Raw genomic sequence first — 7,772 nt, forward strand, 5'->3', positions numbered from 1 at the left:
TATGAGCCAGCCAACAAAATCAAACCGTAACTTACTTATAGGTCTGGTATTAGGATCAATAGGTATGTTCGGCTTTGGTTTTGCGCTGGTACCGCTTTATGACGTGCTTTGCGAGACCTTAGGCATTAACGGAAAGCCTCAAGGTACAGCAAGTCGTTATGAAGCGGTGGTCGTTGATAAAGAACGCACCATTACTATTGAATTTATCGCCCAAGTGCAAGGCAGTATGCCATGGGAGTTTGGCCCCAAAGTGAACCGAATACAGGTTCATCCAGGAGAGCTAACTCGCACTGCATTTTTAGCAAAAAACCTTTCTGCTAAACCTCTTGTAGGCCAAGCGATACCCTCGGTATCGCCTGGCCAAGGCGCTGCATATTTCAATAAAACGGAATGCTTCTGTTTTAATCAACAGCCCCTAGCTGCAAAGGCTAATGCTGAACTGCCATTAATCTTTTATGTGGATCCTGACTTACCCGATTCCATTAAAACTTTGACTCTCTCTTATACCCTCTATGACATCACAGACAAACAAACTGCGGCCATAGAGCAAGGAGCAGCAAGATGACAACAAAACATGAAACTTATTACGTGCCAGCGCAAAGTGCCTGGCCCATCATTGGCGCTATTGGGTTATTCCTAATTGCTTTTGGCGCAGGTTCGTACGTACAACAACTCGCCACCGAAGAAACATCGGGCGGCTATATCCTCGTGGCTGGTATCGCAGTCATCATTTTTATGCTGTTTGGTTGGTTTAAAAACGTCATTGATGAATCAATGTCTGGCTTATATTCAGCGCAAATGGATCGTTCTTTTAGACAAGGAATGAGCTGGTTTATTTTCTCTGAAATTATGTTCTTCGGCGCCTTCTTTGGCGCACTATTTTACGCACGAATGGTCGCTATTCCGTGGTTAGGTGGTGCTTCAAACAATGCCATGACCCATGAAGTGCTTTGGCCGACTTTTGAGGCCATGTGGCCACTCACTAAAACACCTGATGGCACTACGACTGAAGCGATGCCTTGGACAGGGTTACCCCTATACAACACCCTGATATTACTCGCATCGTCAGTCACTTTACACTTTGCCCATGTGTCTCTTGAAAAGTCTAAGCGTGGGGCATTAAAAGTCTGGTTAGGACTAACCATCTTATTGGGTATTGGCTTCTTATTTTTACAAGTTGAAGAATATATTCATGCCTATCAAGAAATGGGATTGACACTATCATCAGGGATCTACGGTAACACTTTCTTCTTACTGACGGGTTTTCACGGTATGCACGTCACATTGGGGACTGTGTTCTTGATTATTCTGTTCTTTAGGGTGCTCAAAGGCCACTTTACCCCTGAGAGTCATTTTGCCTTCCAGTCTGGTAGTTGGTACTGGCATTTTGTCGACGTAGTCTGGTTATGCTTATTTATTTTTGTCTACGTCATTTAAGAGTATGGCTCACCTCTACAGAGGCGAGCTAATACGGCCTAGGGTTAGGTGTTACCCAGCCTAATCCTAGGGCCAGCAACAATAACAACATCACCACAGCTGAAAAGATAACGCGTCGCCCCAAATATTGACTCATTGGCTGTTTGTTTTCAGCTTTAACCATAATAAACAAGGCTCTAGCTAAATTAAATAATATGAATACAAGCAGTAGTACTAATACAAGCTTGAAAATAACTAAGGTATCTAACGCTGCCATGGGCTCTCCTTTGCGAGTCTGGCGACTATCTACTGGGTTATTGCTGCTTGTTACTGTGAGTGTGTTTTCTATTTTGGTCAAGTTAGGTTTATGGCAACTCGATAGAGCGGAGTACAAACAAGCATGGCAAACCACGCTAGCTGAACGACAAGCCGCCAGCGCATTGGATTACCAAAGTTTACTTAATTTAGCTAACAATGACCCTGTGACAGGTTACCGATTAACTGTCGATACCATCGCAGTCAGCGAACAAATTTTATTACTTGATAATCAAGTTCATAACGGTCAAGTGGGTTATCTCGCATATCAATTGGTCAAGGTGTCTGAGTCACAACCTTGGTTAATGGTTGAACTAGGGTTTGTTGGCGCCAATAAAGACAGACGTATTCTGCCAGCACTGACTCCCATGCCTAATCAGCCATATGAGTTAACAGGGCGGGTCTATCAAAAGCAAACAAACCCATTAAGCGAAGCGCTATATGCCGAAACATTTTCAATGAATAACCATGAAGTGATTCGGTTTCAAAATTTAAACCTTGTGGCCTTAGCAGAGAAAGTAGGCCACGAACTGGCACCGGCAGTATTGCAGCCAGATGTGACTCCAACAATGACATTAGCAAAACCTTGGACACCCATTCCCTTATCAGCACAGAAACACCAAGGGTATGCATTGCAATGGTTCACCATGGCAGCGGTTTTTTTAGGGCTCATGCTATGGATTGGTTTTAAAACGTTGAAGAAATCACCACACCCTATAACAAAATAAGTCGTAACAAGAGGAGCAAGTATGAACTCCCCAGCAAAACCAAAGAGCAACAAGACGCTTTATATACTGCTGTTGGTATTTATTCTACCCGTAGCTATGGCCAAACTCGTGCTCAGTATGGATCTTTATAATGGTGCAGCGACCAATAAAGGCCAACTGATTTCGCCTTCAATAAGCTATCAGAGCTTATCAATGGACAACCCTCAGCCTCAGTCGTGGCAGTTACTTTATCTACTGCCAAAACAATGCCTTGAGCAATGCCAACAACGTTTATACGTTTTGCATCAAAGTCATGTGGCATTGGGTAAACATCAAGATCGTGTCAGCCCTATTGTTTTGTTACAAGACGGCAGTGACACCCAAATTTTAGCCAGTTTAAATGTGCCTTTTGCAACCGCTCAAGCCAGCCCACAGCTAACTTCAATGATGGAAAAGCAACAGCTTATTATTGTTGATCCCCTCGGTAGCTTAGTCATGCAATATCCAGGTATTGCTGGCGAAGAAGAGAATATTGCGCAAGGTAAATCCATGATCAGCGACTTGCGCAAAATGCTCAAATTGTCGAGGGTCGGTTAATGAACATCAAAACCTTACTCAAATTCACTTTGGTGTTTACCTTTGCCGTGATCTTAATGGGCGCTTATACCCGTTTATCTGATGCCGGCTTAGGTTGCCCTGACTGGCCCGGCTGTTATGGCCATATTGGCGTACCAAGTGACTCCGCCGCATTAGCCAAAGTCGAAGAAAATTTCCCTAACCAAACCGTCGAGCCTAAAAAAGCATGGCTCGAAATGATTCACCGCTATATTGCAGGAGCCCTAGGACTTTTAGTATTAACCATTTTAATTGTGTGCTTGAAGCGTGCAGATGCACCTAAAAAACTGCCGATATTTATTTCAGCCTTAATACTATTTCAAGCCGCACTCGGGATGTGGACTGTTACCATGAAGCTAATGCCCATTATCGTAATGGGTCATTTAATTGGTGGATTCAGTTTATTTTCGTTACTGCTATTACTCTATCTTAGAACCAAACCTTTGCGGATCCCAGGTGGTGATGCCTACGCCAGAAAGCTTGCACCGCTTGCTATGGTCAGCATGCTAGTACTGATATTACAAATCATACTGGGTGGCTGGACCTCATCAAACTACGCCGCATTAGCCTGCACAACTTTACCGATATGTGAAGGCAATTGGATGGATAACTTAGCGTTTGCCAAAGCATTTTCGCCATTTCAAGGCGATCACCCTAGCTTTGAATTTGGCGTATTAGAATACCCCGCCCGCATGACTATTCATGTAACCCATCGAATTTGGGGCATTATCACTGCCGCTTGTTTATGTTGGCTGGCCTTTAAATTACTAAAAGCACAGTCATCAGTGATGCGTAAAAGTGCTTGGTTGTTGTTCGCACTCGTCGTAATCCAAGTGGGATTAGGCATTAGCAATATTGTTATGCACCTGCCGCTTGGTATTGCGGTTTCACATAATGGCGGCGCAGCATTATTACTGCTAACCGTTATTTTCATTAACTATGCGCTGTGGCGTAAAGCTTAAGCAAGGATTCTATTATGGCTAAATCACTTTCACTGTCCGCAAGCGCAACGAAAACCAACACTAGCCCACTACAGTGGCGCGCTTATTTTGAAATGACCAAACCCAAGGTGGTCGCACTGATGCTGCTAACAGTGCTGGTCGGTATGTGTCTTGCGCTCCCCGGCGCTGTTCCACTTCAACCGCTTATTTTTGGCATGATTGGCATCGCCATGATGGCAGGTGCTGCAGCGGCCTATAACCACCTTATCGATCGCCGTATTGATGGCTTAATGGCGCGTACCTACAACCGCCCTTTACCTAAAGGCAAAGTATCAGCAATCAAAGCCATGACCTTCGCCACTTCAATCGGCTTAGGTGGGTTCATTATTCTGTATGCGTTGGTTAACCCGCTAACCGCATGGCTAACATTCGCCAGTTTAATTGGTTACGCAGTGGTCTACACCGCATATTTAAAGCGTGCCACACCGCAAAATATCGTCATTGGCGGATTAGCTGGCGCCATGCCACCATTACTAGGCTGGACAGCGGTCACCAACGAGTTACATGGTAATGCCCTGCTTTTAGTGATCATCATCTTCACTTGGACACCACCACACTTCTGGGCGTTAGCGATTCACCGTAAAAAAGAATACGCCAAAGTCGACGTGCCGATGTTGCCCGTCACCCATGGTGTAGAGTTCACTAAAACTTGCATATTGCTTTACACCTTATTACTGGCCATCGCATGTTTATTACCTGTGTTAGTGGGCATGTGTGGACCTGTTTATTTAGTCGGTTCAACTTTATTAAGTTGTGGGTTTATCTATAAAGCTTGGCAATTAAAGTTCCATGACAAACCAGGTCTGGCAATGGATGTATTCAAGTTCTCTATTTACCACTTAATGATTTTATTCTTAGTGCTATTAGTTGATCACTACTTGTGGGTCTAAGTTATGGGCTTAAGTTATGCACATAGCAATAACCAATGCTGTAATGAATAAACGGGGAGTGACCGATTGAAAAAAATCCTTTTATTAGCCGTCATCATGTTGGGCTTAGGCGTTGCGGTTGCAGCGCTATTCCCTCGCCAATCAGCAAATACGGCTTTGATGACTCAGGTGCCTGACTTATCCCTTCAAAGTAGTTATCTTTTTGATAACCCAAGACCACTGGCACCGTTTACCCTGCATGATCAGTTGGGCAATGAGTTTGGCAATCAACAATTACTCGGTAAGTGGAGTTTACTGTTTGTCGGTTTTACCTCTTGCCCAGATGTGTGCCCAACAACGTTGAATAAACTCAATGCCGCTTATGCTGAACTGCAATCAGTATCAGAAGATATTCAGGTGGTGTTTGTATCAGTTGATCCAGACAGAGACACGCAAACAAAGCGCTTAGATTACATCAATTTTTTTAATCGAGACTTTAAAGCTGTCACAGCTGACCACACTCAACTGTTCCCGTTCACCCGTGATTTAGGTTTCGCCTATGCCATGGTAGGTGACGGCGCTGATTATCAGGTAGACCACAGTGCCAGCTATGTTTTAGTGTCGCCTAAAGGGGAAAAGTTTGCGGTGTTTAAACCCAAACAACAACCAGGAAAGATCCCACAGATTTTGAATAAAGAGCTGGTTGCTGATTTGAAATTGATTATTGAAAGTGCATAGTGTTTTTTGATTAGAAATTGAATTATGACAAAGCCTCAATAAGAAAATATTGAGGCTTTTTAATGATCGAGAGTTGGCGCTGTGTAGGTAATTAAACAAGTAAGTTAAAATAGCCTTTTCTTAAATTTATTCTGACCAGACCATACTTATTCACTTTGGCTTATTAAATGCTAACCAGCTTTTTTTGATGCGAGCCTGTTGACCATATCAACTAAATTAGTAGGTCCTGCATCCTCTTTTACCATGCCGCTAGTGCTAGGGCGAAAAAGTGTTTGTAAAATTAGTTGTTTATCTTCATCTTTCGGACCATGACCTTTGCGACTTAATGCTAAGTATGTATGCATCATGGTGCGTCTCTCTTGTGCATCAGTTGAAAGGTGCATATGAGACATAAAAATATTCGCTAGTATTTTAACGATCCAAATTCCAAAGGTAGTAAGCACAGCCACGGTAACGAGTTTACTAATCTTAATATCAGCAAAGCTTTGGTCTAATACATTGTTTGAAAAAATTACTAACCCTATAACAACAAACAGAACAGCTATTACCAAGGTAATACCAAAGACTTTCATTTTTCCTTCGTGCTGTTTTTGTTGAATTCCCCAGTATTTTACTGAAGCGTGCAACGCCAATTTATCATCATATGTGCTAGTTAACCTTTCAAGATCATTTCTTGCTTCATCATATGTTTTCACAAGCTTTTCTTTAAATTGTTTTTTTGACTCTTCAAGCTCAACTGTTTGCTCAATTACATTCTTCTCCCACCTTTCAACTAACTCATTAGCCTTTACATTTAATTGATTAGCAGTTTTCACTTCATTATTGAAATCTTTTAGCCACTTATCTTTACATTCATGTAATTCATTATCCCATCGGCCGATGACTGAAGATAGCTTCATTGATTCATCTTCGTCCCTTTGAGTATTTCCATTCAAATAATCTTGAGCTTGGGAAATCCCCTCTATTGCATAACTATCAATGTTCGTAATATTTCGATCGAAGAATATTGCTACAGCAACAACGGCCAGTTCAGGTCTTTTATTAGCCTGCCTCGTTAAAAACTCAGCGAATGGGGCGTCTGTTGTAAACAACACATTATTAGCTAGTTGATTTTGAAATTGTGTAACCCAATCCTCTACACGCTTATTGTAGTTGGAAGGCACATTTTGAAATCTTTGAAGTCCATTAGTTATTTGTTGCTTCAATGAATTCCAAGATTGTTCAAATTGCTGAAATATTTGCTGTAAACCATATCGGTGACTTACATTTGAATGAAAGCTATACAAGGCACGTTGCTGCTGTACCCATTGTAATAATTTTGCAGGATCATCAAACCACCTAGTACCGGACTCTGTTTTAAGTTGAATTCGTTTCAATTTTTCTACTTCTTTTTCAGACATCATGCATTCCTTGAATTAATGACCAATACTCGAGTCTCTGGCAAACGAACAAGCAAATTTAACAAACTTGCAGCTTAAGCTAAAGTAAAGCTATTGATTTATAAGCACTCTAGCAGAGTCATGATGAATAAACGAGCACAAGAAAATAGGTAGGTGAACATTAGTATTTTATATGTCACTTATTCTAACTCAAGGAATCACTTTAATAATTTCCAAACTTCGTTTGAATGAGGATCAAGGTCGTGGCGCTTCGCCCACACCAGACCAAAAGGGAGTGAACGGCAACTCCCTCTTGGAACACCCACCCGCCCCTACGAAATTTTCTGAAAAGCGAAAAATTTCAATGGGGACTTTCATAGCGTTTAACTTTATCTGTAGCCCGCTTCGACAAGCTGCAAAAATCACTAACGCTTCCGATGGGGCGTCCCTTCCCCTCGAAAGCTAGCTAGCCATCCATGGCTAGACTCACGCGATTTTCTTGCTTACCTCAATTCAAATTGAACATTCGAAGAAGATCAAAAGCAGTGCGATTGTTATTACAGCGAATGCTTAAGCAGCAAACGAACCTTCGGGCACAATGATCCCCATTGAAATTGCTGAAATGCGTTGAAGAAAATGGCGTAAGCCTGACAGGACGTCAGGCTAGCTTTAGTTGGCCATGGATGGCCTATCTAAAGCGTTAGCTATTTTCGAATAAGCATGAAGCTTGCT

General features: G+C 42.3%; 9 protein-coding genes. 7 read left to right on the forward strand and 2 right to left on the reverse strand.

The annotated features are described in order from the left end of the window. Window position 1: 1 nt before the first annotated feature. The gene (locus AN944_RS14745) at window positions 2–565 is read left to right on the forward strand and encodes a cytochrome c oxidase assembly protein (protein WP_055025399.1); all 564 of its coding nucleotides are present in this window, start codon (window positions 2–4) and stop codon (window positions 563–565) included. Further along, window positions 562–1,437, forward strand: coding sequence for a cytochrome c oxidase subunit 3 (locus AN944_RS14750; RefSeq protein ID WP_055025400.1), 876 nt, complete (start codon window positions 562–564; stop codon window positions 1,435–1,437). The genes AN944_RS14745 and AN944_RS14750 overlap by 4 nt, the downstream gene beginning before the upstream one ends. Before the next feature lie 28 nt (window positions 1,438–1,465). On the opposite strand, the gene AN944_RS14755 is transcribed toward AN944_RS14750, so the two are convergent. Then, window positions 1,466–1,693 (reverse strand): DUF2909 family protein, encoded by a 228-nt coding sequence (locus tag AN944_RS14755; RefSeq protein ID WP_055025401.1) that lies wholly within the window; start codon window positions 1,691–1,693, stop codon window positions 1,466–1,468. Between AN944_RS14755 and AN944_RS14760 the strand changes: the two genes are divergently transcribed. The 5 genes from AN944_RS14760 (at window position 1,692) to AN944_RS14780 (ending at window position 5,661) form a co-directional block, all read left to right on the forward strand. Beyond that, entirely contained in the window at window positions 1,692–2,459 is a 768-nt protein-coding gene (locus AN944_RS14760; protein ID WP_055025402.1) for an SURF1 family protein, read from the forward strand. The two genes, AN944_RS14755 and AN944_RS14760, sit on opposite strands and share 2 nt — an antisense overlap. Before the next feature lie 21 nt (window positions 2,460–2,480). Next, window positions 2,481–3,035, forward strand: a complete 555-nt coding sequence (locus AN944_RS14765; RefSeq protein WP_055025403.1) for a hypothetical protein — start codon at window positions 2,481–2,483, stop codon at window positions 3,033–3,035. After that, a complete protein-coding gene (locus AN944_RS14770; RefSeq protein WP_055025404.1) occupies window positions 3,035–4,015 on the forward strand; it encodes a heme A synthase in 981 nt (326 codons plus the stop codon). The genes AN944_RS14765 and AN944_RS14770 overlap by 1 nt, the downstream gene beginning before the upstream one ends. 14 nt (window positions 4,016–4,029) lie before the next feature. Continuing rightward, window positions 4,030–4,944, forward strand: a complete 915-nt coding sequence (cyoE, locus tag AN944_RS14775; RefSeq protein WP_055025405.1) for a heme o synthase — start codon at window positions 4,030–4,032, stop codon at window positions 4,942–4,944. 96 nt (window positions 4,945–5,040) lie between these two features. Continuing rightward, window positions 5,041–5,661, forward strand: a complete 621-nt coding sequence (locus tag AN944_RS14780; RefSeq protein WP_055025416.1) for an SCO family protein — start codon at window positions 5,041–5,043, stop codon at window positions 5,659–5,661. A gap of 170 nt (window positions 5,662–5,831) precedes the next feature. Here AN944_RS14780 and AN944_RS14785 read toward each other — a convergent pair whose 3' ends face one another. After that, window positions 5,832–7,061 (reverse strand): DUF6161 domain-containing protein, encoded by a 1,230-nt coding sequence (locus AN944_RS14785; RefSeq protein ID WP_055025406.1) that lies wholly within the window; start codon window positions 7,059–7,061, stop codon window positions 5,832–5,834. Window positions 7,062–7,772 lie beyond the last annotated feature (711 nt).

The sequence above is a fragment of the Shewanella sp. P1-14-1 genome, from assembly GCF_001401775.1.
GTDB classification, from domain to species: domain Bacteria; phylum Pseudomonadota; class Gammaproteobacteria; order Enterobacterales; family Shewanellaceae; genus Shewanella; species Shewanella japonica.